The 24,077-nt window shown below is 70.9% G+C and carries 26 protein-coding genes; 13 read left to right on the forward strand and 13 right to left on the reverse strand.

The genetic code is table 11. The features are described 5' to 3' along the window. Positions 1-199: 199 nt before the first annotated feature. Positions 200-1,219 (reverse strand): LLM class flavin-dependent oxidoreductase, encoded by a 1,020-nt coding sequence (locus BJ972_RS14215; protein ID WP_241830870.1) that lies wholly within the window; start codon positions 1,217-1,219, stop codon positions 200-202. 143 nt (positions 1,220-1,362) lie between these two features. Here BJ972_RS14215 and BJ972_RS14220 point away from each other — a divergent pair, with 143 nt between their 5' ends. Continuing rightward, a complete protein-coding gene (locus tag BJ972_RS14220; protein ID WP_129176307.1) occupies positions 1,363-1,689 on the forward strand; it encodes a DUF7882 family protein in 327 nt (108 codons plus the stop codon). A 65-nt stretch (positions 1,690-1,754) separates the two neighbouring features. On the opposite strand, the gene BJ972_RS14225 is transcribed toward BJ972_RS14220, so the two are convergent. Then, complete coding sequence (locus BJ972_RS14225) at positions 1,755-2,066, reverse strand: DUF7882 family protein (protein ID WP_129176305.1); 312 nt, start codon at positions 2,064-2,066, stop codon at positions 1,755-1,757. Between the two features lie 88 nt (positions 2,067-2,154). Here BJ972_RS14225 and BJ972_RS14230 point away from each other — a divergent pair, with 88 nt between their 5' ends. Continuing rightward, entirely contained in the window at positions 2,155-2,721 is a 567-nt protein-coding gene (locus BJ972_RS14230; RefSeq protein ID WP_129176303.1) for a MarR family winged helix-turn-helix transcriptional regulator, read from the forward strand. Between the two features lie 35 nt (positions 2,722-2,756). After that, a complete protein-coding gene (locus BJ972_RS14235) occupies positions 2,757-3,806 on the forward strand; it encodes a serine/threonine-protein kinase (RefSeq protein WP_277871236.1) in 1,050 nt (349 codons plus the stop codon). Between the two features lie 216 nt (positions 3,807-4,022). Here BJ972_RS14235 and BJ972_RS14240 read toward each other — a convergent pair whose 3' ends face one another. Together BJ972_RS14240 and BJ972_RS14245 are read right to left on the reverse strand one after the other, a co-directional pair. Further along, positions 4,023-6,113, reverse strand: coding sequence for a RecQ family ATP-dependent DNA helicase (locus BJ972_RS14240; RefSeq protein WP_129176300.1), 2,091 nt, complete (start codon positions 6,111-6,113; stop codon positions 4,023-4,025). Positions 6,114-6,156: 43 nt separating this feature from the next. Then, positions 6,157-6,756 (reverse strand): TetR/AcrR family transcriptional regulator, encoded by a 600-nt coding sequence (locus BJ972_RS14245; protein WP_129176298.1) that lies wholly within the window; start codon positions 6,754-6,756, stop codon positions 6,157-6,159. 228 nt (positions 6,757-6,984) lie between these two features. On the opposite strand from BJ972_RS14245, the gene paaA reads away from it, so the two are divergent. The 6 genes from paaA to BJ972_RS14275 are packed head-to-tail and all read left to right on the forward strand — an operon-like array spanning position 6,985 to position 11,457. Continuing rightward, the gene (gene paaA / locus BJ972_RS14250; RefSeq protein WP_129176296.1) at positions 6,985-7,938 is read left to right on the forward strand and encodes a 1,2-phenylacetyl-CoA epoxidase subunit PaaA; all 954 of its coding nucleotides are present in this window, start codon (positions 6,985-6,987) and stop codon (positions 7,936-7,938) included. After that, the gene (gene paaB / locus BJ972_RS14255) at positions 7,938-8,243 is read left to right on the forward strand and encodes a 1,2-phenylacetyl-CoA epoxidase subunit PaaB (protein WP_129176434.1); all 306 of its coding nucleotides are present in this window, start codon (positions 7,938-7,940) and stop codon (positions 8,241-8,243) included. The genes paaA and paaB overlap by 1 nt, the downstream gene beginning before the upstream one ends. Then, on the forward strand, positions 8,240-9,058 hold the full coding sequence (gene paaC, locus BJ972_RS14260) for a 1,2-phenylacetyl-CoA epoxidase subunit PaaC (RefSeq protein WP_206736540.1): 819 nt from the start codon (positions 8,240-8,242) through the stop codon (positions 9,056-9,058). Before paaB ends, paaC begins: the two co-directional genes overlap by 4 nt. 20 nt (positions 9,059-9,078) lie before the next feature. Continuing rightward, the gene (gene paaD, locus BJ972_RS14265) at positions 9,079-9,570 is read left to right on the forward strand and encodes a 1,2-phenylacetyl-CoA epoxidase subunit PaaD (RefSeq protein ID WP_129176432.1); all 492 of its coding nucleotides are present in this window, start codon (positions 9,079-9,081) and stop codon (positions 9,568-9,570) included. After that, a complete protein-coding gene (gene paaE / locus BJ972_RS14270) occupies positions 9,570-10,676 on the forward strand; it encodes a 1,2-phenylacetyl-CoA epoxidase subunit PaaE (RefSeq protein WP_129176294.1) in 1,107 nt (368 codons plus the stop codon). The genes paaD and paaE overlap by 1 nt, the downstream gene beginning before the upstream one ends. A 10-nt stretch (positions 10,677-10,686) precedes the next feature. Further along, positions 10,687-11,457, forward strand: a complete 771-nt coding sequence (locus tag BJ972_RS14275) for an enoyl-CoA hydratase/isomerase family protein (RefSeq protein WP_129176292.1) — start codon at positions 10,687-10,689, stop codon at positions 11,455-11,457. A gap of 601 nt (positions 11,458-12,058) precedes the next feature. Here the strand turns inward: BJ972_RS14275 and BJ972_RS14280 are convergent. Continuing rightward, a complete protein-coding gene (locus BJ972_RS14280) occupies positions 12,059-12,625 on the reverse strand; it encodes a YdeI/OmpD-associated family protein (RefSeq protein WP_129176290.1) in 567 nt (188 codons plus the stop codon). Between the two features lie 96 nt (positions 12,626-12,721). Here BJ972_RS14280 and BJ972_RS14285 point away from each other — a divergent pair, with 96 nt between their 5' ends. Beyond that, the gene (locus BJ972_RS14285; RefSeq protein WP_129176288.1) at positions 12,722-13,687 is read left to right on the forward strand and encodes an FKBP-type peptidyl-prolyl cis-trans isomerase; all 966 of its coding nucleotides are present in this window, start codon (positions 12,722-12,724) and stop codon (positions 13,685-13,687) included. Positions 13,688-14,054: 367 nt separating this feature from the next. Here the strand turns inward: BJ972_RS14285 and BJ972_RS14290 are convergent, their stop codons facing one another. The 4 genes from BJ972_RS14290 to BJ972_RS14305 all read right to left on the reverse strand — a co-directional run bounded on the left by BJ972_RS14290 (position 14,055) and on the right by BJ972_RS14305 (position 18,247). Then, a complete protein-coding gene (locus BJ972_RS14290; RefSeq protein WP_129176286.1) occupies positions 14,055-14,636 on the reverse strand; it encodes an ECF transporter S component in 582 nt (193 codons plus the stop codon). An 81-nt stretch (positions 14,637-14,717) separates the two neighbouring features. After that, on the reverse strand, positions 14,718-15,581 hold the full coding sequence (locus BJ972_RS14295) for a siderophore-interacting protein (protein ID WP_129176284.1): 864 nt from the start codon (positions 15,579-15,581) through the stop codon (positions 14,718-14,720). 30 nt (positions 15,582-15,611) lie between these two features. After that, positions 15,612-16,496 (reverse strand): energy-coupling factor transporter transmembrane component T family protein, encoded by an 885-nt coding sequence (locus BJ972_RS14300; protein WP_129176282.1) that lies wholly within the window; start codon positions 16,494-16,496, stop codon positions 15,612-15,614. Next, on the reverse strand, positions 16,493-18,247 hold the full coding sequence (locus tag BJ972_RS14305) for an ABC transporter ATP-binding protein (protein ID WP_129176280.1): 1,755 nt from the start codon (positions 18,245-18,247) through the stop codon (positions 16,493-16,495). Before BJ972_RS14305 ends, BJ972_RS14300 begins: the two co-directional genes overlap by 4 nt. Positions 18,248-18,365: 118 nt before the next feature. Between BJ972_RS14305 and BJ972_RS14310 the strand changes: the two genes are divergently transcribed. Then, the gene (locus tag BJ972_RS14310) at positions 18,366-18,785 is read left to right on the forward strand and encodes a transferase (protein ID WP_129176278.1); all 420 of its coding nucleotides are present in this window, start codon (positions 18,366-18,368) and stop codon (positions 18,783-18,785) included. 191 nt (positions 18,786-18,976) lie between these two features. Here the strand turns inward: BJ972_RS14310 and BJ972_RS14315 are convergent, their stop codons facing one another. Next, positions 18,977-20,014: an MsnO8 family LLM class oxidoreductase gene (locus tag BJ972_RS14315; protein ID WP_129176276.1), complete on the reverse strand. Its 1,038-nt coding sequence runs from the start codon at positions 20,012-20,014 to the stop codon at positions 18,977-18,979. Positions 20,015-20,135: 121 nt separating this feature from the next. On the opposite strand from BJ972_RS14315, the gene BJ972_RS17415 reads away from it, so the two are divergent. Further along, on the forward strand, positions 20,136-20,276 hold the full coding sequence (locus BJ972_RS17415; RefSeq protein ID WP_241830869.1) for a hypothetical protein: 141 nt from the start codon (positions 20,136-20,138) through the stop codon (positions 20,274-20,276). Continuing rightward, positions 20,273-20,620: a gamma-glutamylcyclotransferase family protein gene (locus BJ972_RS17420; RefSeq protein WP_241830868.1), complete on the forward strand. Its 348-nt coding sequence runs from the start codon at positions 20,273-20,275 to the stop codon at positions 20,618-20,620. The genes BJ972_RS17415 and BJ972_RS17420 overlap by 4 nt, the downstream gene beginning before the upstream one ends. Before the next feature lie 165 nt (positions 20,621-20,785). Here the strand turns inward: BJ972_RS17420 and BJ972_RS14325 are convergent, their stop codons facing one another. Genes BJ972_RS14325 through BJ972_RS14335 form a run of 3 tightly spaced genes read right to left on the reverse strand, consistent with a single transcriptional unit; the run spans position 20,786 to position 24,010 of the window. Further along, positions 20,786-22,543, reverse strand: coding sequence for a carbohydrate-binding domain-containing protein (locus BJ972_RS14325; RefSeq protein ID WP_129176272.1), 1,758 nt, complete (start codon positions 22,541-22,543; stop codon positions 20,786-20,788). A 10-nt stretch (positions 22,544-22,553) separates the two neighbouring features. Next, positions 22,554-23,396 (reverse strand): polyphosphate polymerase domain-containing protein, encoded by an 843-nt coding sequence (locus tag BJ972_RS14330; protein ID WP_241830867.1) that lies wholly within the window; start codon positions 23,394-23,396, stop codon positions 22,554-22,556. After that, positions 23,393-24,010 (reverse strand): DUF4956 domain-containing protein, encoded by a 618-nt coding sequence (locus BJ972_RS14335; protein ID WP_129176270.1) that lies wholly within the window; start codon positions 24,008-24,010, stop codon positions 23,393-23,395. Before BJ972_RS14335 ends, BJ972_RS14330 begins: the two co-directional genes overlap by 4 nt. Between the last annotated feature and the right edge of the window lie 67 nt (positions 24,011-24,077).

Below are 24,077 nucleotides of genomic sequence, written 5' to 3' on the forward strand. Positions count from 1 at the left end.
TCCAATCTACGACAGGTCGAGCGGGGGAGCCGGACACGACGACGCGAAGCCGACTGTCCTTCGGAATCGACCTCGCTCATACCGCGCAGCCCGCTTTCGGCGTCACGACACGCTGGTCATCGGCGTGATGGCCAGCGTGTCGTGACGCCGAGACGAGACGAGACGAGCGGCGAGACGAGGCGCGGGGCGGGCTGCCTGGCTAGGAAAGCGCCGGGCGGATGTCGCGCACGATCGTCTCCAGCATGCGCGTGTTGAACGCGACGCCGAGCTGGTTCGGCACGGTGACGAGCACCGTGTCGGCGGCCTGCACGGCGGCGTCCTGCGCGAGCTCGGCGGCGATCCGGTCGGGTTCGCCGACGTAGCTGCGCCCGAAGCGCGAGCGCGCGCCGTCGAGGATGCCGACCTGGTCCTCCTCCGAGCGCTCGCCGAAGTAGCCGCGGTCTTCGTCGGTCGTGATGGGCAGCACGCTGCGGCTGACCGAGACGCGTGGTTCGCGCTCCCAGCCGGCCTTCGCCCACGCCTCGCGATAGAGCGCGATCTGCTCGGCCTGCAGCTCGTCAAAGGGAACGCCCGTGTCTTCGGTCAGGAGCGTCGAGCTCATGAGGTTCATGCCCTGCTCGGCAGCCCACACGGCCGTCGCGCGCGTGCCCGCACCCCACCAGATGCGGTCGGCGAGGCCGGGCGCCTGCGGCTGGATCGGCAGCAGGCCGCTCGACCCCGTCATCTTCGGGTCGGCGGGCGCCGCTCCCGCTCCCGCGATCGCGTTGCGGAACAGCTGCGTCTTCGCACGGGCCATATCGGCGTCGGTGCGACCCTCGGGCGGCACGAACCCGAAGGCGTGCGCGCCGTTCAGCGCCGTCTCGGGTGACCCGCGGCTGAGGCCGAGCTGCAGTCGGCCTTCACCGCCGGCGTGCGCACTGATGAGGTCGGCAGCCGCGGCATCCTCGGCCATGTACAGGGGGTTCTCGTAGCGCATGTCGATGACGCCCGTGCCGATCTCGATGCGACTCGTACGCGCGCCAATCGCCGCGAGCAGCGGGAACGGCGAGGCGAGCTGACGGGCGAAGTGGTGCACGCGGAAGTAGGCGCCGTCGAGCCCGATCTCCTCGCCGGCGACGGCGAGTTCGATCGACTGCACGAGGGCGTCGCGCCCCGATCTCGTGCCGGATTGCGGCGAGGGATGCCAGTGGCCGAACGACAGGAAACCGATCTTCTTCACGTCGGGTACAGCGCTCCGCGCGACGCGGGCATTCCCGGATGATCGACACGTGTCATCCGACCCAAAGTCAAGCCCCCCGCGATTGTTCATCGAATGGGGGTTCGCTGAAGCAGTTCGCCCGAACTATCGAATATTCTGACCGGGTGGGACGACTTATCTATGGCGCGTCGCCTCGAGAGATCGAGATCGACGACCGACCGCTCGCGCACCTCAAGGTCGCGATCATCAGCAAACTTCGACGCTCCGAGAGCTTCACCCTGTCGTGGGATCACGGCAAGGCCCGCGGCGGCGGCCGCTCGACGATCTGGTTGCACCAGTCGATTCCTCTGCGGTTCGACTTCGACGGCAGCCGCCCGCCCGTCCTCAACCGGGCGTGGATCGAGCTGCTCATGGTCGCGGCGAACAGCACCGAGGGCCTACAGCTCGTGCCGGAACCCGAGGGTTCGATCAACACGCAGCTCGTCGGCTGAGCGGGCCCGGCGCGGTCCGGCGACGGTGAACGGATGACGCGGAGCGCGCCACCCGCACCGTGATGTCAGCTCGCGAGTGCGAGCACCGGTTCGGCGACGATGCGCATGCCGCTGTTGGTGTTGGCGGCCGCGACGAGGTCTTCGACCCACTGGCGGTTGAGCATGACAGGAGCGTCTTCGTCGCTCACGAAGCGCAGCGGGATCGACTGGGTGATCCAGATCGTCTCGCGACCACGGCCCGTGACGCTCGAGCCGAGGGTGAGGGTGAAGGTCTCGCCGCGACGCAGCTTCGAGAACACGGCTGCCTTCAGGTGCGCGATCGTGCGGTCGTCGATCGTGTAGCTGTGTGCATCGGGTCCGTAAACGAGGTGGCCCATGGTGTTGTCCAATCGGTGCTGAGGTGATTGCTCGATGACTTCGTGAATAACTAGATCATCTACTAGTTAGATAGTCTAGGCTTATCACATGACAACTTCTGAACACTCGTCGACGGGATACTGGTACCCCGACCGTGTTCAGCGCGGAGTCGAGATCCTGAACGCCCTGCGCGACTATCGCGACGCGGAATCCGACATGCGTCGACGCACTCGGTCGTCGATGAAGATGGGCGAGACCGACCTCCTCGCCATCCGCTTCCTGCTCCAGGAGCAGAAGCGCGGCAACGACGTCACGCCTAAAGAGCTCGCGGCGCGACTCGACATCTCGAGCGCATCGACGACGGTCCTCATCGACCGACTCGTCGCTTCGGGCCATGTCGAGCGCCAGCCGAATCCCTCCGATCGCCGCTCGATCATCGTCGTGCCCACAGGTCACACCGACGGCGAGGTGCGAGCCACGCTCGGATCGATGCACCGCCGCATGATGAGCGTCGTCGAATCGCTCGGCGAGCAGGAGGCCGCGGTCATCCTCGGCTTCCTCCGCGAGATGCGGAAGGCCGTCGACGCGAGTGAGGCCGAGGTCATGGCCGAGCTCGCCGAGCAGGCGGATGACGCCGGCGATGCCGCGCGTCATACCGACGCGGTGCGCGCGTGAGCGCCGGGGCGCCCACCACCTCACCTGTTCCGTTCGTGTCGCTGGCCCATGGCCGGTACGTCCTCGGAGAGCAGATCGGAGAGGGTGGCATGGCGCGGGTCTTCTCGGCCCGCGACACCAAGCTCGATCGACCCGTCGCCGTCAAGATCTACCGTGCGCCGACCACTGACGAGATCGAGGCGGTCCGGCAGGAACGCGAGATCGCGGTGCTCGCCTCGATGAGTCATCCGCATGTCATCGCCGTCCTCGACGCCGGCTGGGTCGAGCGTGGTTCTACTCGCTACCGGTTCGTCGTCATGGAACTCGCCCGCGGCACGAACCTCGCCGACCGGATCGAGGTGCGGCGCGGCAAGACGCCGCGCGTGCGCGAGTCGCTTGTCGTCGCCGCGCACATCGCCTCCGCCCTCGCTTTCGTGCACGAGCGTGGAGTGGTGCACCGCGACATCAAGCCGGAGAACATCGTCGTGAGCGACTCGACGGCGCCGAGTCGACCGCTCATCGCGAAGCTCATCGACTTCGGTGTCGCACAGTCGGCCGGCGAGAAGTCGGTCACGCAGACCTCGAGGATCATGGGAACCGCCGCGTATATCGCCCCCGAACAGGTCTCGGGCACGGGCGCCGTTGCCGCGAGCGATGTCTACGCGCTCGGACTCGTGCTGCTCGAGACGCTCACCGGGGTGCGGGAGTTCCGCGGGACCCTCCTCGAATCCGCGCTCGCGCGTCTCTCGCGCGACCCCGAGGTGCCGACGACCCTGCCCGCCGACGTGCGCGAGATCATCATCGCGATGACGGCCCGGGATGCCGCTGATCGACCGTCTGCTCGAGAGATCGCGCCGCGGTTGCGAGCGGCGGCCGCCGCCATCCGCGGGCGTCACGTCGCGCTCGGCGCGTCGGCTGAGGTGACGGCGGATGCTTCTGCCCGCGCGAGCGAGGGCGGCGTCGAACTCGCGCCATCGCGGGAGCTCGGTGCAGGCTCCGACCCCGACTCGACGAAGCCCGAGAAGGCCGATGCGATCGTGCGCACGTCGAGCTCGTGGAGTGAGCGTCTCCAGCCGTGGCGCCGTACCCTCCGCCAGGTCGTCTAACTGGCCTGCGTTCGGGGAAGCTGCGGGCGTTCACCGCGCGCGGGGCGTTCACGGATGCTGCGGATGCACCCGACACGCCGCCGCGGGCATGAGACACGCCAGGGCGAGTGCCGATCGGCAGCATCCGTGATCGCTGACTGTGGGGCCGGGGGCCGGGGGCCGCAAATTGGGGCCGGGGTCGGAAGTTGGGGCCGGGGGTCCGGAAGCCGGAACCGCTCAGCCGCGCAGGCCGAGCGCGAAGGGCAGCACGGATGTCGCGCCGGCTGACCGCAGCTCGCGTCCGGCGATGGTCATCGTCCAGCGGCTGTCGATGAGGTCGTCGACGAGCAGCACAGGGCCGCTCGGCACGTCGAGGGATGACGCCGAGAGGCGACCCCACAGACCGGCGAGCCTGAACGCGCTATTGCCGCCCGGCCCTCCGGTCGGCCCGCCGTCGACGAGGTCGAGAGCACCGATGTAGGGAAGTCGCCCGATCTCGGCGAGCCCGCGTGCGAGCGAGTCGACGAGCAGCGGGTGCGACCGCGACGGCATCGCGACGACGGCTGCGGGGCGCTCGCTCCAGTTCCACTCGGCGAGCACGCGCACGCACGCGTCGAGCAACGAGCGCGGGATCGCGGCGTCAGGCGCACCGCCCTCGAGCACGCGGCGCACGGGGCCGCCCCAACCGAGATCGCTCAACCGGGCGAGTGCTCGGCCTTCGTCGACGCGCGCCTCGACGGGGATGCGGCCCTTCGCGGGAACGCCGAGCCGGTCGGCGCCGGTCGGCCACTGGGCGCGCGGCTCGATCGGCACACCGACGCGGTCGAGGGCCTTCGTCGCGGTCGCCCCGGCAGAGCTGTCGAGATCGGTCGGGAACCACACGCCGGCGCACGAGTCGCACCGTCCGCAGGGCGCAGCCGACGGATCGTCGAGGGTCTGCTGCAGGAACTCCATGCGGCACCCGGTCGTCGTCTCGTAGTCGATCATGTGCTGCTGCTCGGCGACGCGTTCGGCGGCGATGCGTTCGTAGCGCTCGGCGTCGTAGACCCACGGTTCGCCCGTCGACACCCAGCCACCCTGCACGCGTCGCACCGCGCCGTCGACGTCGAGCACCTTGAGCAGGAGTTCGAGGGGAGTGCGGCGGATGTCGACGAGGGCCTCGAGTGCCGGCGTCGACGTCGGCCGCTCGCGTTCGAGCGCATCGATGACGCGTGCCGCACGCTCGGCGTCGGGCATCGACGCCGTCGCGAAGTACCGCCAGATGTCGCGATCTTCGCTGCCGGGCAGCAGGAGCACGTCGGCGTTGTCGGTCGCTCGACCCGCGCGGCCGACCTGCTGGTAGTAGGCGACGGGGGATGACGGTGCGCCGAGGTGCAGCACGAAGCCGAGGTCGGGCTTGTCGAAGCCCATGCCGAGGGCGCTCGTCGCCACGAGGGCCTTCACGCCGTTGGCCTTGAGAAGCGCCTCGGATTCGAGACGTTCGTCGGGGTCGGTCTGCCCCGTGTAGGCGCGCACCTCGTGGCCCGCCTCGCGGAGGAGTCGCGCCGTGTCGGCGGCCGCCGAGACGGTGAGCGTGTAGATGATGCCCGAGCCCGGGAGCTCGTCGAGGTGCGAGAGCAACCACGCGAGCCGGTCTTTCGACTCGGGCAGTCGCAGCACGCCGAGGCGGAGCGACGCGCGAGCGAGCGGCCCGCGGATCGTGACGACCTCGGCGCCCGACCCGGTGAGTTGCTCCTCGACGTCGGCCACGACGCGGCTGTTGGCCGTCGCCGTCGTCGCGAGGATCGGCACACCCTCGGGCATGCGCTCGATGAGCTCGCGCAGTCGTCGGTAGTCGGGTCGGAAGTCGTGGCCCCAGTCGCTGATGCAGTGCGCCTCGTCGACGACGAGGAGGCCGATGCGGGCCACGAGCGACGGCAGCTGGTTCTCGCGGAACGACGGGTTGTTGAGTCGCTCGGGCGACACGAGCAGCACGTCGACCTCGTCGCGGTCGAGGGCGCCGAGAACGTCGCCCCACTCGTGGGCGTTCGTCGAGTTGATGGCGACGGCGCGCACCCCCGCACGTTCGGCGGCGGCGATCTGGTCGCGCATGAGCGCGAGCAGCGGCGAGACGAGCACGGTCGGGCCCGCGCCGCGAGCGCGCAGCAGCAGCGTCGCGACGAAGTAGACGGCCGACTTGCCCCACCCGGTGCGCTGCACGACGAGGGCCCGGCGGTGGTCGTCGACGAGCGTCTCGATCGCCTCGAACTGCCCGTCGTGGAAGTCGGCGTCGTCGCGGCCGACGAGTCGGCGCAGGATCGTGAGGGCGTCGGCTCGTGTGGAGGTCATTCGACCAGTCTGGTGCGTGCCGCCGACATCCGCTCGGGGTCGCCTAGGCGCGGGGTCGCGTACGGAGCCCGTCGAGCGTCAGTCGGACGACGTCGTCGGCGAGCCGATCGGCGTCTTCGGGGCCGCCCGGGCGGTACCACTCGACGAGGGAGTTGATCATGCCGAACACGAGTCGCTCGGCGACCCGCGCCTCGACGTCGGCGCGCAGGGTGCCGGAGGTCTGGGCCTCGGCGACGAGCTCGGTGACGGCGCGATCGAACTCGCGACGCCGGGCGAGCGCGGACCGTTCGACCTCGGTGTTGCCGCGCACGCGCAGCAGCAGCGTGACCGAGGGCAGGCGCTCGACGAGCACGTGCACGGCCCCGCGCACGACGAACTCGAGCCGATCGGCCGCAGGAGCGTCGGGCGCCGTGGCGAGCACGCCCTCGAGGCCGCTGAGGGCGTCGTGGAGCGCGCTCTCGAGGATCTCGGACTTCGACCCGAAGTGGTGGTAGACCGCCGACTTCGCGAGTCCGAGGCGCTCGGCGATGACCCCCATGGATGTCGCGTCGTAGCCGAACTCGTTGAACGCGGCCACGGCGACAGCGAGTACGCCGCCCCGGTCGTAGCCCGGTCGGCCGCGTCGTACGTCGCTCTCTGACATCCCTCACATCCTTGCACCCGCGCCGCCCCGCCCCCGCGCCGTGCCGGGTTTGTAGGGGATCGGGCTCTTCGTAGGCGCCGTGCGGCCCGCCCCGCCTACACAGGCGCACATCCCCTACATACCGAACACGTGGGGTCGGCACGCCAGCCCGCGCCCCTGCCGGGTTGAGCCCACCCCGCGATCGTCATAGAATAACTGAACGAGCGGTCAGTAAAGAGGAGGCGCAGCGTGGCGCACAACGAGACCACCCCCGACGAGGCCCAGTTCGACGACCTCATCGCCCGCGACGAGCGCATCGAGCCGCGCGACTGGATGCCCGACGCCTACCGCCGCACCCTCGTGCGCCAGATCTCGCAGCACGCACACTCCGAGATCATCGGCATGCAGCCCGAGGCGAACTGGATCACGCGTGCTCCGAGCCTCAAGCGCAAGGCGATCCTCATGGCCAAGGTGCAGGACGAAGCCGGCCACGGCCTCTACCTCTACAGCGCCGCGCAGACCCTCGGCGCGACGCGCGACGACATGACCGAGGCGCTCATCGCCGGGCGTGCCCGCTACTCGTCGATCTTCAACTACCCGACTCCGACGTGGGCCGACATGGGGGCCATCGGCTGGCTCGTCGACGGCGCCGCGATCTGCAACCAGGTGCCGCTCTGCCGCGCCTCGTACGGTCCATACGCCCGCGCGATGGTGCGCATCTGCAAGGAGGAGTCGTTCCACCAGCGCCAGGGCTTCGAGATCCTGCTCGAGCTCATGCGCGGCACCCCTGCCCAGCAACGGATGGCGCAGGACGCCGTCGACCGCTGGTACTGGCCCGCGCTCCAGATGTTCGGGCCGCCCGACGACGAGTCGCCGAACTCGGCGCAGTCGATGGCCTGGAACATCAAGCGCTTCTCGAACGACGAACTCCGACAGCGCTTCGTCGGCATGCTCGTGCCGCAGGCCGAGGCGCTCGGCGTCACTCTGCCCGACCCCGAGCTCCGATACGACGAGGCGAACGGATGCTACGCGATGAGCCCCATCGACTGGACCGAGTTCCACGAGGTGCTCGCCGGCCGCGGCCCGATGAACGCCGAACGGCTGCGTCGACGCCGCGAGGCGCACGAGAACGGCGCGTGGGTGCGGGAGGCTGCCACGGCCTACGCCGCGAAGCAGGCGACGGCGACGCGGGAGGCCGCGTGATGTCGACGCCCGGAGAGTCCCCGAACGAGACCTGGCCCCTGTGGGAGGTCTTCGTGCGAGCCGGGCGTGGCCTCAGCCACGTGCACGTCGGCTCGCTGCATGCCCCCGATGCGCCGATGGCCGTCCGCAACGCCCGCGACCTCTACACGCGTCGCGGCGAAGGCGTCTCGATCTGGGTCGTGCCCGCCGCGGCGATCACGACGAGCGATCCCGACGCCAAGGGCGCCTACTTCGAGAGCCCCGTCGGCAAGAACTACCGGCACGCCGTCTACTACACGCAATCGGAGGGGGTGAAGCACCTGTGACCGAGTCGCACGGCAGCGTCAGCGTCGACGAACTGCGTCTCGCCGCCGAACTGAGCGGGGCGGCCGACGCCGTCGCGACCCCGGATGTCGCGGAGTACGCCCTCGGCCTCGGCGACGACGCGCTCATCCTCGCGCAGCAGCTCGGCTGGTGGATCTCCCGCGCCCCCGAACTCGAAGAGGACGTCGCTCTCGGCAACATCGCTCTCGACCTGCTCGGTCACGCCCGCTCGCTGCTGCACTACGCGGGCACGGCGTCCGGCCGGTCGGAGGACGACCTCGCCTACTTCCGCGACGAATCCGAGTTTCGTTCCGTCTGGCTCGTCGAGCAGCCGAACGGTGACTTCGCGGTCACGATCGTGCGTCAGCTGCTGGCATCCGTCTACTTCGCCCACCTCTACGACCGCCTCCGTCAGTCATCCGACCCCACCCTCGCGGCGATCGCGGAGAAGAGCCGACGCGAGATCGAGTACCACGTCGACCACGCGACCCAGTGGGTGCTGAGGCTCGCGGGCGGCACCGAGGAGTCGCGGCGGCGTACGGTCACGGCCGTCACGGACCTCTGGCCGTACCTCGACGAACTGTTCGTCGATCACCCGCTCATCGACCGGCTCGACGGCATCGCCGTGCGGCCGTCGACGCTCTACGCCGCGACGATGGCCGAGCTCACGGCGACGCTCGGCGAGGCCGGGCTCGAGGTTCCGAACGGACCGATCGCCGCGGGCGGCGGGCGCCAGGGCCGGCACTTCCCCACCCTCGGCCCGCTGCTCGCCGAGATGCAGGTGCTCGCCCGCGCGCACCCGGGGGCATCGTGGTGACCGCGACGCTCGCCCGCCCCATGCCGACGGATGCCGCGAGCCGACGTGCCTGGGATGTCGCGGCGACGGTCGTCGATCCCGAGGTTCCCGTGCTGACGATCGAGGATCTCGGCGTGCTGCGCGGTGTCGCCGCCCTGCCGGATGGCGGAGTGCGCGTCATCCTCACGCCGACCTACAGCGGATGCCCGGCCGTCGATGCGATCCGCGCCGACGTGACGACCGCGCTCGCCGCAGCGGGGTATGCGCCCGTCGACGTGCGCGTGACGCTCTCGCCCGCGTGGACGACCGACTGGATGAGCGACGCGGGGCGGGAGAAGCTCGCGGAGTACGGCATCGCACCGCCGAGCGGGCGTCGCGCGGCCGGCCCCGTCTCGGTGTCGCTCGGCGTCAAGTGCCCGCGCTGCGACTCGCTCGACACCCGCGAGGTCACGCGCTTCGGATCGACGTCGTGCAAGGCCCTCTACGAGTGCCGCGCGTGCCTCGAGCCCTTCGACTACTTCAAGGTGCTGTGATGACGGCCCCGGTGCGCACGCGGCGCGCGCGATTCCACGAGCTCGAGGTGTCGGGCATCCGGCCGCTGACCCCCGAGAGCGTCGAGGTGTCGTTCGCGGTGCCCGACGAGCTCGCGGGCGAGTACGACTACGTTCCCGGTCAGCACGTCGCGATGCGGGCGCACCTCGACGGGCGCGAGTACCGCCGCAGCTACTCGCTCTGCCGGGCCCCGCAGCCGGGCAGCATCAGCGTCGCGATCAAGCGCGACCTCGGCGGGCGGTTCTCGACGTGGGCCCACAGCGACCTGCGCGTCGGCGACCGCATCGACGTCATGGTGCCGCAGGGCTCGTTCACGAGCGCGCTCGCCGACCTCGATCACGCCCACGTGTGCGCGATCGCCGCGGGCTCGGGCATCACTCCCGTCATGGCGCTCGCGCACTCCGTGCTGGCGTCGTCGCCGACATCCCGCTTCACCCTGCTCTATACGAACCGGTCGACGACCGACGTGATGTTCCTCGAGGAGCTCGCCGAGCTGAAGGACCGCTACCCCGCCCGGCTCGCGCTGCACCACGTGCTCTCGCGCGAACAGCGTGCCGCGCCGCTCTTGTCGGGTCGGCTCGACGCCGAACGCCTCGGTCGCATCTTCGACTCGCTCATCGCGCCCGCCGGGGTCGACGAATGGTTCCTCTGCGGACCGTTCGACCTCGTCGAACTGTGCCGCGCGGCGCTCGCCGACGCCGGGGTTCCGGCCGATCGCGTGCGCTTCGAGCTCTTCACGACGGGCGAGCCGCGGTCGGCGACGGGTGACGCCGGGCGACCGGTCGTCGTGCGCGCGGGCGACGAGGTGCGACGCATCGAGATCACGCTCGACGGGCAGTCATCCGTCATCGAGAGCCCCGTCACCGCACACGAATCGATCCTCAACGCGGCGCTCCGCGTGCGCCCCGACGTGCCGTTCGCGTGCGCGGGCGGCGTGTGCGGAACGTGCCGCGCACGCGTCGTCGCGGGAAGCGTGCAGATGAGCCAGAACTACGCCCTCGAACCCGACGAGCTCGAACGCGGCTACGTGCTCACGTGTCAGAGCCGACCGACGAGCGATGTCGTCACGATCGACTACGACGGATGACGGAGGAGCGATGATCCAGCTCGCCATCGACGACGGTCTCGCCGAGATCGTGCTCGACGCCCCCGAGCGGCGGAACGCACTGGGCCTCGCCGACCTCGCCGAACTCGACGCCGCCTATGCAGAGGCCGAACGTGCCGGGGTGCGTGCGCTGCTGCTGCGCGGCTCGGGACGGGCGTTCTGCGCGGGACGCGACATCTCGGGCGTCGACCCGCGCACCGATGACGTGCTCGGGTACCTCGACGGGGGCGTCAGGCCGCTGCTCGAACGCATGAGCGCGTTCCCGGCCCCGACGTTCGCCGTCGCGCACGGCGCGTGCCTCGGTGTCGGGCTCGGCCTGCTCATCGCGACCGACGTCGTCTACGTCGCCGATGACGCCCGCATCGGATCGCCGTTCGGCGCTCTCGGCGCGACCCTCGACTCGGGCGGTCACGCGCTCTTCGTCGAGCGACTCGGCGCGCACGCGACCCTCGACCTCATCTACACGGGGCGCATGCTCACGGGAGCCGAGGCCGTGCGTGCGGGGCTCTTCTCCCGCGCGTTCCCGGCCGACGAGGTGACGGATGCCGCGCGCGACGCCGCCCGGGTCGCAGCGACCGGACCCACGCAGGCGTTCCTCGCGTCGAAGCGTCTCGTCGCCGAGCTGCGCGACGCCCGCCTCGGGCTCTGGGATTCGATGCAGCACGAGAGCCGCGCGCAGGCCGCGCTCGCCGCGACGGATGACTATCGCGACGGTTTCGCCGCATTCCAAGAGAAGCGCCCGCCGCGTTTTGTCGGGCGCTGAGGGTTGCGCACGGCCCGCTTCCCACGGCCCGCTTCCCGCTTCCCGCGTCCCGCTTCTCACTTTTCGCCCGCACGTCCCGCTTCCCGCGAGAGGTCAATCCACCCCGGTGCACGGCACCCCGCACCCCGAGCGATCGACCTCTCGAGATGCAACCTCACGCCGAAAGGTCAATCCACCCCGGTGTGCGGTGGCCCGTACCCCGGTGTATTGACCTTTCGACCGTCATCCGGCGCGTTGCTCCGCCCGCGTGCGCGATTCACCCTCCCCGAGAGGTCAATCCACCCCGGTGTTGGATGCCCCACACCCCGATGTATTGACCTTTCGACCGTCATCCGGCGCGTTGCCCCGCCCGCGCGGGTCGCCCCGCCCGCGCGCGCGATTCCCCCTCCCCGAGAGGTCAATCCACCCCGGTGTGCGGTGGCCCGCACCCCGATGTATTGACCTTTCGACCGTCATCCGGTGCGTTGCCCCGCCCGCGCGGGTCGCCCCGCCCACGCGCGAATCAGCCCCTCCCCGAGAGGTCAATCCACCCCGGTGTTGGATGCCCCACACCCCGATGTATTGACCTTTCGAGCGGCATCCGGCGGGCCGGCGCGCCCGATCAGTACAACTTCTCGCCGCGCTCGAGCATCTCGATGAACTGCGCGATGCGGCGCGCACGGGTCTCGTCGCGCTTCGCTTCGTGGATGCGGAAGTAGATCGCGTACCGGTTCTGACTCGTGAGGGTGTCGTAGAACGCGCGCGCCCGGTCGTTCGCGGCGAGGGCCGCGAGGAAGTCGGGGTGCGGTTCGGCGTTCTTCGATCCCTCGTAGGCGCGTTCCCAGCGACCGTCGGCCCGAGCCTTCTCGACCTCGGCGAGTCCGCGCGGCTCCATGCGTCCGGCGGCGATCATCTCTTCGGCGAAGCGCACGTTGCGGGCCGACCACAGGCTCTTCGGGCGGCGCGGGGTGAACCGCTGCAGGAACGCCTCGTCGTCGAGACGCGACACCTGCCCGTCGATCCAGCCGAACGCGAGCGCGACGTCGAGCGCCTCGGCATAGGTCAGCCCCGGCGACCCCTTCTTCGCGAGCACGAGGATGAGACCGGGGGAGTCATGCTGGTGCTCGACGAGCCACGTGCGAAACTCCGCCGGCCCCGCGAATCGCCGTCGTTCGAGTTCGATCGCCATGGGTCAACTCTGCCTGACGGTTGACGTTCAGGCGATTGATAGCGATCTGCGGCAGACTGAGACGTCACCGATCCGATCGAATCGAGAATCCACACGATGAACCGCTCTTCCTCCGTGCGCCGTTTCGCGCCCGCCGCGCTGCTCGCCGCGAGCGCGCTCCTCCTCGCCGGATGCGCCGGCAGCAGCCCCGAGCCCGAAGCAACCGACGCCACCGGAACCTCGGGTGACGCGTGCGTCGCTCTCGAGTCGGGCGCCGCGAGCGACGCCGTGAAGACCGACGGAACCTTCGGCGAAGCGGTCACCGCGACGTTCGACGCTCCGCTCGCCGACATCGACGGCCCCGAGCGCACCATCGTCGACGAGGGCGATGGCCGCGAGACCGTCGACGGCGACCAGGTCACCGTCTCCTGGACCCTCTACAACGCCACGACCGGCGAGCAGATCCTCACGCAGCCGAACGAGCTCACCGTCGGTGACGCCACGCTGCCCGAGGCTCTCGCCGGCGGCTTCTCGTGCGTGCCCGTCGGCTCGCGCGTCGTGACCCTCAGCCCCGCGGGCGAGCTCTTCGGCACCGAGGGCAACCCCGACTACAAGGTCGGCGCGGATGACGCGGTCGTCGTCATCACCGACGTCGTCTCGGTCGCCGAGCCCGTCGAGCGCACGGGTGACGCCCCGGCCGTGACCTTCGAGGGCGACGTGCCCACGATGACGCTCCCCGACGCCGACGCACCGACCGAGTTCGTTCTCGACGTGCTCGAAGAGGGCACCGGCACCGCCGTCGCCGAGGGTGACTCGGTCACGCTCAACTACCTCGGCGTCAGCTGGGACTCGGGCCTCGTCTTCGACTCGAGCTTCAAGTCGGGCCAGCCGGCGACCTTCGCGACCGACCAGGTCATCACGGGCTTCGGCAAGGCGCTCGTCGGCCAGAAGGTCGGCTCGAAGCTCATCGCGACGATGCCGCCCGCTGAGGCCTACGGCGACGAGGCATCCGGTCACGCCCTCGGCGGCCAGACGCTCGTCTTCTACATCGAGATCCTCGAAACGGCTCCCGCAGCCGGCTGATCGACCTGAATCCCGCTCGCGACCGGCTTCGGCTGGCGCGGGCGGGATTCGTCGTATCCGGGGTGCGTCGCGCACCGTCATCCTGCAGGCCCCGGCCCCGGCCCCGGCCCCGGCCCGGGTCCCGGCTCCTGCCGACCCCTTCGCCGCCCGGAATGTAGGGGATCGCGCGGTGTGTAGGTGCGGGCGCGCGATCCGGCCCTACGTTGCGCCGGATCCCCTACGAAGCGAGCGGGTGCGGGCGGATGGCGCGGGCGAGCGGATGACGCGGCGAGCGGATCGCGTGTGCCGGAGGTTCTGCGATGTGGCGGTGCAGTTCGCTGGATGGTTCCGGCGCATCCGCGGAGTTCCGGCGAACCGGCAGCAGCCCCTACGCCGCGGGAACCTTCGCGGGCCGAGCGGGTCGAGCCGCCCGCGGCCGCGCGAGGCCGCGCACGACGCCCGTGCGTTCGACGCGGCGGGCGAGCAGCAGGCCGAGCCACGTCGCGGCGATCTCGCTCGCGATGATGACGAGCACGAACGTGGCCTGCATCGGCACCGACCACGCGTCGACTCCGAGGGCTGCCATCGCGGTGAACGAGTAGAGCAGTCCGAAGACCGCGGCGCCGACGTAGAAGACCCACGCGCGCCAGTACCGGTACAGGCTGATCGCAAACGGAATCTCGAGCGCGATCGCGATCATGAGGTTCGTGAGCAGCGAGCTCGCCCCGTACACGGTCGTGAACGACGTGATGACGCTCGCGAAGAGCGCGGCGAGGATCGCGACGCCGGGGCGGCGCAGCAGCGCGAGCACGAACACGAACGGGATGAGCCAGATGCCGGTCATCGCCGCGTACGCGAGCGGCATGACGACCGAGATCGCCGCGGCGATGTTGTTCGCCGGAATGAGCAGCACGCCACCGGCGGCGCCGATCGCGGCGCACGTGAGCAGCATCCGTGTCGTGGTCTTCATGTCGTCTCCGAGGGTCGGTCGTGCGAGGTCGTGCAGGGTCGTGCGGGGTCGGTCGTGCGGGTGCTGCGGCGCGGCGAGAACTCAGGCGCTCGTGAGCGCCGCGTCGATCGCGGGTGCGCCCTTCGGCAGGCGCCAGTATCCGCAGAAGCTGACGGCCGTCTTCGGCCATCCGTTCTCGGTCACGAGCAGACGACGGATGCCTGTGGCGAGGCCGCTCTCGCCGACGGCGAAGGCGTGCGCGCGCTCGGGGCCGGCCGGCAGCGCCTCACGCGCCGCGGCGTAGGCGAGCGAGCCGACACGTTCCTCGTGGCCGCGCACGATCCAGCGGATCTCGACTCCGTCGGGTCTCGCGAACTCCTGGGCGTCCGCGGCATCCGTGATCTCGACGATCGCGAGGCCGCGCGCGTACGAGGGGAGCGAGCCGCAGATGCCCGCGACGGCGGGAAGCCCGGTCTCGTCGGCGACGAGCAGATGCCAGTCGGTGCCGACGGCGGGGTCGTAGCCGATGCCCTCGTCGAGCACGCCGACACGGTCGCCGGGCGTGCACGAGAGCGACCACTGCGCCGCGACGCCCTCGAGTTCACCGCTCGCGCCCTCGTGCAGCACGAAGTCGATGTCGAGCTCGGCACCGTGTTCGGCCGTCGCGGGGCGGAACGCGCGCACCGTGTAGTTGCGCATCGTCGGGCGCACATCCTTGGGGGTGCGGAGCAGTTGCGCGTATCCGGCCAAGCCATCCGTGCGGGGCAGGCGCACGTCATCCACCCCCTCGGGCGGAAGGAAGAGGCGGAACCACTGGTCGAAGCCGCGGTGCGCGAACGCCGCGATCTCTCCGCCGCCGAGCGTCACGCGGGCGAAGCCGGGGCTCACGCGCTCGGTGCGCAGCACTTCGAGCTCGAGGGGCGCCGTGCGCTCGGCCTTCTTCGCCATGCTGTGGGTCTTCGCCATGTCGTCTCCTTGGTCGGCCGAGCGCGAGGCTCAGGCTCCGATGTCGGTGCGGTCGGGGGTGAGTGCTGTGAGCCCCGCGCTGAGCGCCCACACGTAGAGGCCCGCGCTCGCGGCCCAGAAGAGCACGACGAACACGGTGTCACGCGTGCGCCACGGCACGAGGTGACGCTCGGTGCGGGTGGCGTGGGCGCCGAACGCGCGGGCATCCATCGCGAGGGCGACGCGCTCGGCGTGGCGGATGGCGCTCGCGAGCAGCGGGATCGCATACCCCAGGATGCGGCGCACGGCGTTGATCGGCCCGCGCCCGGAGTCGGTGCCGCGCACGCGGTGCGCCGCGCGGATCACCTCGAGCTCGTGGCCGAAACGCGGCACGAAGCGGTACGCGGCGAGGGCGGTGTAGCCGATGCGATACGGCACGCGCAGGTTCTGCACGAGCGCGCGCACGAGGTCGGGGCCGGTCGAGGTCGCGCCGGCGAGCAGCGAGAGCAGCAGCAGGCTCGTGATGCGGAGCGCCGTCGCGAGGCCCGCGAGGTAGGCCGCGACGGTGAAGCGCCAGTCGCCGATCGCGAGGAGAACCGTGTCCGACCCGGCGGCGGCGTCGAGGCGCGACGGATCGATCCAGACGCCGAAGCTCACGCCGAGCACGGCGACCGCGAGGGGCAGCCCGAGGAGCAGGATGGCGAGGGTACGCGGCCGCAGGCGTGCGCCGACGAGCAGGAGCAGCAGCGAGAACAGCGAGAACGCCAGGGGGATCGGGATGCCGCGTGAGAAGACGAGCAGCACCATGATCGGCACGGGCGCGAGCACCTTGGCGAGCGGGTTGAGGCCGTAGAGGAACGCGGCGCGACTGCGCGGAGCGGTCGTCGCGTAGGGGTCGAGGGCGGCCGCGGGCGACTGCACGGCGGCGGTCGTCATGCGACGTCCTCGACAGGAGCAGGAGCAGGGACGACCGGCACCGGCACGGGAACGGGCAGGTCCGTGAGTCGCGACAGCGAGTTCCACGACGGATGACGCACGAGCGAACGCATCGCGCGAGCGAGGGGCGGTACCCGCAGCCCGGCGGCCTCGATCGCGGGGCCGGCGAGAACCGCCTCGGTCTCGCCCGCGGCGACGACCCCGCCGTCCTGCATGACGACGATGTGACTCGCGTGCTCGGCGACGAGCTGCAGGTCGTGGGTGACGACGAGCACCGTCGTGCCCGATCGGTTGAGTGTCGAGAGCATGTCGAGCAGTTCGGCCGCGCGCTCGCGATCCTGACCGAACGTCGGTTCGTCGAGGGCGAGGACGGGCGCCCCGGCGATGAGCGCCGTGCCGACCGAGAGTCGTCGCTTCTGCCCGCCCGACAGCAGGAAGGGGTGCTGCTCGCGCAGCTCGTCGAGCCCGAACCGGCGAAGCATCTCGTCGACCCGGTGCGCGCGCTCGGCGTCATCCACCCCCTGGATGCGGAGTCCGTGCTCGAGCTCGTCGGCGACCGAGTGGGTGATGAACTGGTGCTCAGGGTTCTGGAAGACGAAGCCGACGTGGCGGGCGAGGGTGCGCGGGTCGGTGCGTGACGGGTCGAGGCCGTCGATCTCGACGGCGCCGACGGGCGGGGGGATGACACCCGCGATCGCCTGCAGCAGCGTGGTCTTACCCGCGCCGTTCGTGCCGACGATCGCGACGAAGTCACCCGCGGCGATGTCGAGCGAGACGCCGTCGACGACGATCGGCCCGCGCTTGCCGCCGCGCCGCACGGCGAGGTCGCGGACTCGCACGATCGGGGGGCGGGCCTCGGTCGCTGCAGCGACGCGTGCCGTGGGTTCGGGCAGTTCGGCCACGGCGTCGAGGGCGACCGCGAGCTCGTGCGGGGTCAGCGGCAGCGGGTCGAGGTCGATGCCGGCATCCGCCAGTGCGAGGGCCGCGAGCGTCGAGACCGGGAGCCAGACGCCGAGCGCGAGCAGCTCGCGCGCGTGCCCGCGCATGATCTCGTCGGTCGGGCCGTCGAGCACGAGGCGCCCGTCGGCACCCAGCACGACGACGCGGTCGACGATGTCGATCGCCGCATCGAGGTTGTGCTCGACGAGCACGATCGCGTGACCGCCCTCGGCCGCGAGCGAACGCAGCACCGCGTAGACCTCCTCGATTCCGGCGGGGTCGAGGTTCGCGGTCGGTTCGTCGAGGACGAGCAAGGGGGCGTTCATCGCGAGGGCGCAGGCGATCGCCAGGCGCTGACGCCCACCGCCCGAGAGCTTGTCGGGGTTCTCGCTGCGGCGCTCCCAGAGGCCGACGTCGCGGAGGGCCTGCTCGGCGCGCTCGAGCACGACGGCCTTCGGCTGCAGCTGGTTCTCGGGGGCGAAGCACACCTCGTCGAAGAGGGTTCCGGTGACGATCTGGGCGTCGGGGTCTTGGAAGACCATCGAGGCGTGGGCGCTCAGCTCGCCGACCCGCGCGTTCGCCGTGTCGAGCCCGGCGAGGATCACCGTTCCGTCGAGCTCGGCGGGCACGTCGTGCGGCACGAGCCCGTTGATCGAGAGGGCCAGGGTCGACTTGCCGCAGCCGCTCGGCCCGAGGAGCAGCACGACCTCGCCCGCTGCGACGTCGAACGAGACCTCGTTCGGGGTCGCTCGAACAGCGCCGTCGTGGCGAATGCTCACGCGATCGAGCTGCAGGAGAGAGGGGGAGGTCATGGGTTCGTTTCGACGAAGTGGCTTAGGACAGCCTAACCTTGAGCGGGGGAATGCGACAGCGGCCCTGTGTGTTGTATCGATGTCGGGGTTTACGAGCCCGACAGAGGAGGACCCAGCCATGGGAGTCAGTTACGTGGAGTTCGAAGACGACGCCGGCGTTCTGCAGCGCTATCGTCGCCACGCGAACGGCCGCGGCCTGGTCTCGGCGAAGGCCAAGGCCGATGCGACCGCATTCGTTCACGCTTCGGCGTACGTCGATCCGGGGGCGGAGGTCGGCCGCGGAGCCCGCATCGAGTCGGGAGCGTGGATCGACCGCGACGCCATCATCGGCGAGGGTGCGATCATCGACGCCAACGCGCACGTCGGCCGCGGAGCCATCGTCTCGCGCGGCGCACGCATCGGCATCCGCGCCGCGATCGGAGTCGACGCACGCATCGCGCCCGGCGCTCGCGTCGAACAGGACGTCACGGTGCCGCCCGGCGGAATCGTCGACTCGGGGCTCGGCACGGGCCGACGCGCCCACGACCTCGCCGCGTAGAACGCAGCGACCGTCATCCGCCGCGCCGCCGAGCGCCCGCCGATGACGATGAATTGCCACTAATGGCCGGTGTGAAGCGATTCACACCGGCCATTTGCGGCAACTCGGGGCCGTGCGCGGCGGGCGCGCGGGGGCGCGGCCGCCGCGCGGGGTGGGGATGACGCGGGCGGGCGGCATCCCCGCGGGGAGCGTTACAGCGCGCCGGCCAACAGCTCGAGCGTCTGGGTGCGACCGGCTCCGGCGGGCTCGGCCGTGCGGGCGCCGGCGATCGGGGAGATCATGACCTCGTCGACGCCGTACTGGCTCGAGAGGCGGCGCACTGCGTCGATCGCCTGGGCGGCATCGCCGATGATCCAGCGGCCGGCCATGGCGGCGATGACCTCGTCGCTCATCGCGTCGGGCTCGGCCGCGAGGGCTTCGTCGACCGTTTCGAGAGCGTGCATCGGGCGACCGAGGCGCAGACGTGCCATCGTGCGCAGCTGCGGGAGGGCGCGGTCGTACGCCTCCTCCTTCGTCGGCGCGACGGAGGCGTTGACCGTGAGGAACGTGCGCGGTTCGGGGTGCGCCTCGCTCGGCTGGTAGCCCGTGCGGTAATGGTGCAGTGCCGCCTCGATGCCGTCGCCCGAGAAGTGGTTCGCGAAGACGTAGGGAAGGCCGAGCGATGCCGCGAGCTTCGCCGAGTAGTCGCTCGATCCGAGCAGCCAGAGGGTCGGCACGGCCGCGGCGGCGGGCGTCGCGCGGATGTCGTACTCGCGTCCGCTCGTGAGGCGCAGCGTCGCGCCGTCGGTGCTGAGGAGCGACAGGATGTCGGCGATGTTGTCGGGGAACCGGTCGACGTCGCTCGTCGTGCCCGAGAGCCGCAGGAGCTGGGTGATGACGGGGTCGCTTCCCGGCGCGCGCCCGATGCCGAGGTCGATGCGCCCCGGGGCGATCGCCTCGAGTGCGGCGAACTGCTCGGCGACGACGAGGGGCGAGTGGTTCGGCAGCATGACGCCGCCCGATCCGACCCGGATGCGCTCGGTCGTCGCGGCGACGGCGGCGATGAGCACCGGCGGCGTCGTCGATGCGACCGAGGCCATGTTGTGGTGCTCGGCGAACCAGTAGCGCTCGTATCCCAGTCGATCGGCGAGCTGCGCGAGCGCGAGAGCACCGGCGACGGCGTCGGCGCTCGACTGGTTCGTGCGCACGGGAATGAGATCGAGGACGGAGAGGTGCAGTGAGTCGGACATCCCTTGCGCCAACGTCGACCGCGATCGGGCTATTCCGCTCGGCGGGCGGCCGTCATCCGTTCCCTGCTAGCGATGCACCCCGCTCTGGTCGCGCGCGACCGGCCGGGTGCAGAATGTGCTCATGCGCTTCTCCACGACCCTCTTCCAGCAGGGCAACAACACCGGTATCGAGGTGCCCGCCGACCTCGCGGAGGCCCTCGCCGCCTCGCCCGCCGCGACCCGAGCCCGACGCGTCGAGGGCATCATCGCGAAGCTGTCGTGAGCGAGCTGCTCTTCTCCTACGGCACGCTGCGTCTGCCCGACGTGCAGCACGGCACGTTCGGTCGGCGCATCGAGACGACGGATGACGCGCTGCCCGGTTTCCGGCTGACGACCGTGCGCATCCTCGACCCGCACGTCATCGCCCTGAGCGGTTCCGACGAGCACCCGATGCTCGAGCGAACGGATGACCCGGCCGACCACGTCGCCGGTGGAGTGCTCGAACTCACCGAGGCCGAACTCCTCGCCGCCGACTCGTACGAGGTCGACGACTACGCCCGCGAGCGCGTCATCCGCGCCTCGGGCCGCCTCGCGTGGGCGTACCTCGCGGCGCCGCCCGCGCCCTGATCGCCCGCCCGCGTCATCCCCCCCCCCGCACGCACCTCACGCCCTCACCCCGCGTACACACTCACGCTTCACCCCGCGCAGGAGTGCCGTTGCTGCGGGGGAGTACCGATATCGGTGAACTCCAGCGCGGAAACGGCACTCCTGCGAGGTGAGCGAGGTGCGACGTCAGCGACCGCCGCCGGGGCCGCCGCCCATGCCGCCCATTCCGCCGGCCGGCGCTTCGCCCGCCGTCGCCGTCGCGACCGTCGTCGAGCCCGCCGTGCCGCCCGTCGAGAGCGTTCCTGCGAGCGTCTCGCCGGCGCTCCCGCCCGAGACGAGCGTGTACGTCGACCCGTTCGCGATGTCCGCCGACGAGTAGACGAGCGACGCGAACGCCTTCTCGGCGGTGAACGACGCGAGCACCGTGCCGTCGGAGGCCACGATCTGCACGCTCTCGCCCGCGGCGACCGAGCCCGAGAAGGCGACGAATCCCTGCGCCGAGCCGGTCGACGGGGCCACGGCCATGCCCGCGCTGCCCGCGGCGAGCACCACTCCGCCGTCGACGGTGAACTCGCCGTTGACGTCGAGCGCGCCGTTGCCGTCGTTGGTCGGACCGTTGACGACCATCGTTCCGCCCGTCACGGTCGCCGTTCCGTTCGAGTCGAGGCCGTCGCCGCCGGCATCCATCACGAGGGTTCCGCCCGACATCGTGAACGTCACGCCGGCCGTCGCGGAATCACCGCCGCCTCCGCCGCCCATCGTCTCGCCCGAGCCGTCCGACGCGTTGACGCCGTCGTCGCTCGACACGAGAGTCGTCTCGCCGCCCGAGATGTCGATCGCCATCGACTCGAGGCCCTCGTACGACGCCGTGATGTCGACGGTTCCGCCCGAGATCGAGAGGGCGCTGTCGGCGTGGATGGCGTCGTCTCCCGAGGAGAGCTCGAGTGCACCGGATGCCACGTGCACGACGCCGTTCGAATGCAGGGCGTCATCGCTCGACGCGACGTTCGTGTCGCCGCCGTCGACCACGACGATCACTCCGCCCTTGATGCCCTTCGCCGAGGCGTCGGCGCTCGCCGCCTCGGTCGTCACGTCGAGGGTGCCGCCGAAGACGACGACATCCGTCGCCGCATCGATGCCGTCGCCGCCCGCCTCGATTGTGACGTCGCCGCCCTCGATCGCGACGTAGCCGCGCTCCGCCTCCTCGGCGTTGTCGGACTTGATGCCGTCGCCGCCCGCGGTCACCGCGACGGCTCCGCCCGCGATCCACACGTAGTCCTTGCCACGAATGCCGTCGTCGACCGCCGTCACCGAGATGTCGCCCGCGGCGATCACGAGGCCGTCGCTCGACGCGATGCCGTCGTTGCCGTTGCCCGTCACGGTGAGCGAGCCCGAACCGAGGATCGTGAGGTCGGTGGCGCTGTAGAGCGCGGCGTTCGCCGTCGCGTCATCCGCATATGACGAGGCATCCGAGAGGGCGTTCTCCGAACCGTCGGCGAGCACGACGGCGGCCGTGTCGGCCTCCGCGATGTCGATCGCCGCACCGTCGGTGTTCGAGATCGTCGCGCCGTCGAGGATGAGCCGCACGAAGCCCGAGCTCGAGACGACGACGCCGCCGTCGAGCTCGCCGGTCAGGCGGTAGGTGCCCGCCTCGGTGATCGTGACGGTGTCGCCGTCGACCGTGAGCCCCGATGCCGCGGGGTCGGAGAGGTCGACGTCGATCACGTCGGCGTCGTCCCACGTCGACTCGGTCGTGTGGGGCTCCTGGTTCTCGGCGAGCACCTCGGCGGCGCTCGCACTCGGGTCGGCGGCGACCGCGGCGGCCTCGGCGGTCGCGCTCGTGTCGGTCGTGGTGGTGGCCGTGCCGGCGACGGCGGCCGTGGTGCTGCAGCCCGCGAGGGCGAGCACGAGCGGCAGTAGCCAGAGGGGGCGGGGTGTCTTCATGGTGGTTCTCCTATCGGGTGCTGAAGTGGCGGTCGAGGACACGACGCCATTTGTTCGAGGGAAGTCCGGGGCGCAGCGCCGCGAGGCCCGTGCCGAACTTCGAGAGGGTGGCCGGTCGGTGACCGTGGCGCCACAGGGCCCGGTCGAGGGCACCGGCCGAACTGCCCGACTTCGTCTCGACGATGACCGAGCGCGGCAGGTGCAGGTCGCGGGCGAAGTCCTGCGCCCCGACGTCGACCCATTCGAGCCGGTCGTCGATCGTCGCGCGCGACTCGTCCCGACCCGACTCGGCGGGAAGCAGGAGCGTCGTGCGCCGGTAGCGGGTGATGAGCGTCGGGTACAGCCGTCCGGTCACGGCCGGATCGAGCGCCCCGCCGTCTCGCAGCACCCCGCAGTCGCGCAGCAGGTCGTCGGCGTACGCGACGCCCTCGGGCCGGAGCGCCTCGCCCGCGGCATCCACCGTGTAAGGGAGGCGATCCTTGACGGTGAGGCTCCGCCCGCCGCGCGTCTTCACCTCGAGGAAGCTCGCTCCCGAGTCGAGGTAATGGCGCGTGCGGATCTTGAAGCGGCGCCGACGCCCGCGCGCCGCGAGGTGGTAGCTCGCGAGCTCGGGGGTGTCGAAGTACACCGACTCGTAGGGGGTTCCGCGCACACCGTCGATCTCGAGCACGAGGGCATCGTCGCCGAGCTCCGCGAGCACCGCCGCGAGATCGCCCGCCGGCAGGATGTACTTCCGGTCGACGCGGGTCTGCAGTTCGGCGCGGGCGTTCAGCTCGTCGAGCGAGAGACCGTCGAACCGGTCGAGAAGAGCGGCCGGCGCCGTCATCCGCTTCTCCATCGCGGCCGCGCTCATCGCGCCGGCTCCAGGGTCACGGGGGCGGTGTGGGCCGAACGGATGCCGGCCGCGCGCGCACCGGGCCGGCCCGGGCGAGTCAGTTCGAAACGTGCATCGACCGTCGTAGTGTCGTTGACGAGGTCGAGCGAGACGACGGTGAGGGCGTGCACGCGGGCGCCGAGGAGCCGCTCGACCTGGCCGCGCAGCTCCTCTTCGTCGAGCACCGCGTGATCGACGACGATCGTCTGCTGGCGGTAGCGGCGGAAGAGCGAGGGGTGGTCGGCGACGAAGAGCACCGCCACGATGAGCGCCATGAGTCCGGCACCGAGCCAAGTGAAGCCGCCGAGCCCGCCGATGAGCCCGAGCGCGAGGGCCGCGAAGTAGTACGCGACCTCGCCCTGCTCGATCTCGCGCGACCGGAGACGGATGATCGAGAGCACGCCGAAGAGGCCGAGGCCGAGGCCCGCGCCGACCGCGGTGGAGCCGAGCACGAGGGCCACGGCGAGGACGCCTACGTTGACCCCGAGGAACGCGACGACGAGGTCTCGTCGGCGGTGACGGGGAAAGTAGATGCCGAAAACGAGCACGCCGATGGCGAGCAGATCGGCGCCGATGATGAGCGCGATATCCATGGTGACCTCCTGGCCGAATGATGACGTTCCCCATTCAGCCGAGGCCCGCTATGCGGTCGCTATGCGA

The organism is Agromyces atrinae, from assembly GCF_013407835.1.
Taxonomy (GTDB): domain Bacteria; phylum Actinomycetota; class Actinomycetes; order Actinomycetales; family Microbacteriaceae; genus Agromyces; species Agromyces atrinae.

What these genes read in the sequence shown, in the direction of transcription:
- BJ972_RS14300 (WP_129176282.1), bottom strand. Translation starts at nt 16,496, where the DNA reads ATGACGACCGCCGCCGTGCAGTCGCCCGCGGCCGCCCTCGACCCCTAC.
- paaE (WP_129176294.1), top strand. Translation starts at nt 9,570, where the DNA reads ATGACGGCCCCGGTGCGCACGCGGCGCGCGCGATTCCACGAGCTCGAG.
- BJ972_RS14245 (WP_129176298.1), bottom strand. Translation starts at nt 6,756, where the DNA reads ATGTCAGAGAGCGACGTACGACGCGGCCGACCGGGCTACGACCGGGGC.
- BJ972_RS14310 (WP_129176278.1), top strand. Translation starts at nt 18,366, where the DNA reads ATGGGAGTCAGTTACGTGGAGTTCGAAGACGACGCCGGCGTTCTGCAG.
- paaB (WP_129176434.1), top strand. Translation starts at nt 7,938, where the DNA reads ATGTCGACGCCCGGAGAGTCCCCGAACGAGACCTGGCCCCTGTGGGAG.
- BJ972_RS14240 (WP_129176300.1), bottom strand. Translation starts at nt 6,113, where the DNA reads ATGACCTCCACACGAGCCGACGCCCTCACGATCCTGCGCCGACTCGTC.
- BJ972_RS14315 (WP_129176276.1), bottom strand. Translation starts at nt 20,014, where the DNA reads ATGTCCGACTCACTGCACCTCTCCGTCCTCGATCTCATTCCCGTGCGC.
- BJ972_RS17415 (WP_241830869.1), top strand. Translation starts at nt 20,136, where the DNA reads ATGCGCTTCTCCACGACCCTCTTCCAGCAGGGCAACAACACCGGTATC.
- BJ972_RS14280 (WP_129176290.1), bottom strand. Translation starts at nt 12,625, where the DNA reads ATGGCGATCGAACTCGAACGACGGCGATTCGCGGGGCCGGCGGAGTTT.
- BJ972_RS14285 (WP_129176288.1), top strand. Translation starts at nt 12,722, where the DNA reads ATGAACCGCTCTTCCTCCGTGCGCCGTTTCGCGCCCGCCGCGCTGCTC.
- BJ972_RS14295 (WP_129176284.1), bottom strand. Translation starts at nt 15,581, where the DNA reads ATGGCGAAGACCCACAGCATGGCGAAGAAGGCCGAGCGCACGGCGCCC.
- BJ972_RS14290 (WP_129176286.1), bottom strand. Translation starts at nt 14,636, where the DNA reads ATGAAGACCACGACACGGATGCTGCTCACGTGCGCCGCGATCGGCGCC.
- BJ972_RS14330 (WP_241830867.1), bottom strand. Translation starts at nt 23,396, where the DNA reads ATGAGCGCGGCCGCGATGGAGAAGCGGATGACGGCGCCGGCCGCTCTT.
- paaD (WP_129176432.1), top strand. Translation starts at nt 9,079, where the DNA reads ATGCCGACGGATGCCGCGAGCCGACGTGCCTGGGATGTCGCGGCGACG.
- BJ972_RS14335 (WP_129176270.1), bottom strand. Translation starts at nt 24,010, where the DNA reads ATGGATATCGCGCTCATCATCGGCGCCGATCTGCTCGCCATCGGCGTG.
- BJ972_RS14305 (WP_129176280.1), bottom strand. Translation starts at nt 18,247, where the DNA reads ATGACCTCCCCCTCTCTCCTGCAGCTCGATCGCGTGAGCATTCGCCAC.
- BJ972_RS14230 (WP_129176303.1), top strand. Translation starts at nt 2,155, where the DNA reads ATGACAACTTCTGAACACTCGTCGACGGGATACTGGTACCCCGACCGT.
- BJ972_RS14225 (WP_129176305.1), bottom strand. Translation starts at nt 2,066, where the DNA reads ATGGGCCACCTCGTTTACGGACCCGATGCACACAGCTACACGATCGAC.
- BJ972_RS14275 (WP_129176292.1), top strand. Translation starts at nt 10,687, where the DNA reads ATGATCCAGCTCGCCATCGACGACGGTCTCGCCGAGATCGTGCTCGAC.
- BJ972_RS14325 (WP_129176272.1), bottom strand. Translation starts at nt 22,543, where the DNA reads ATGAAGACACCCCGCCCCCTCTGGCTACTGCCGCTCGTGCTCGCCCTC.